This is a genomic window from Staphylococcus sp. HMSC055C03 (genome assembly GCF_001809385.1).
Taxonomy (GTDB): Bacteria; Bacillota; Bacilli; order Staphylococcales; family Staphylococcaceae; genus Staphylococcus; species Staphylococcus simulans.
This window is the reverse complement of sequence record NZ_KV797516.1, coordinates 1,249-2,127: the sequence shown is the minus strand read 5'-3', so window position 1 is coordinate 2,127 and position 879 is coordinate 1,249. Positions and strand designations below refer to the sequence as shown.

Below are 879 nucleotides of genomic sequence, written 5' to 3'. Positions count from 1 at the left end.
AAGCAGTAGCTTCAGACGCGGCAGGTAATAAATCGCCAGAAGCGACACAAACTGTGAAAGATACAATAGCACCAGCCGTTCCGACAATTGATACGATTGAAGCAGTAGCTAAAGTAGTAAATGGCACAAGCGAGCCATTAAGCACAGTGACATTGACATTGCCGGATGGTAAAACAACAGAAGTGAAAGCAGATGCAGATGGCAAGTGGACAACAGAATTGGCAGAACCACTAGCACATGACGCAGTAATCAAAGCAGTGGCGTCAGATGTGGCGAACAACAAATCACCAGAAGCGACACAAACGGTGAAAGATACAACAGCACCAGCCGTTCCGATAATCGATGCGATTGAAGCGGGAGATAAAAAAGTAAGTGGCACAAGTGAGCCATTGAGCACGGTAACTTTAACATTACCGAACGGCAAAACTGAAGAAGTTAAGACGGACGATAAAGGTGTTTGGACAACTACACTAGAAACTCCATTAGCACATAATGAAGTTATTAAAGCAGTAACATCAGACGTAGCGAACAACAAGTCACCAGAAGCAACACAAACTGTCAAAGATACTGTGGCGCCGAAAGCACCTGTTGTGAATGAAATTAAATCTACTGATCAAGCTATAGGTGGTTCGGCAGAGCCTAATTCAAAAGTGTTTGTAGTATTAGCTAATGGTAAGATTTTAGAAACTAAAGCAGATGCAGAAGGTAATTGGAATGTTGAATTACTAGATGGACAATCTCTTATAGGTAATGAAACTGTGAAAGTATATGCTAAAGATTTAGCGGAAAATCAATCTGATACAGTTGAAAGTGAAATTGTGTTGGTTGAAGTGCCAGCCGAGCCGGAGGTAGAAACACCAACAGAACCAGCACCGGAGG

General features: G+C 42.4%; 1 protein-coding gene. It reads left to right on the top strand.

Going from position 1 to position 879, the window contains the following annotated elements:
* Nucleotides 1–879 (top strand): Ig-like domain-containing protein (locus tag HMPREF2603_RS12885; protein ID WP_261676393.1); only part of this gene is annotated, 879 nt, incomplete at both ends.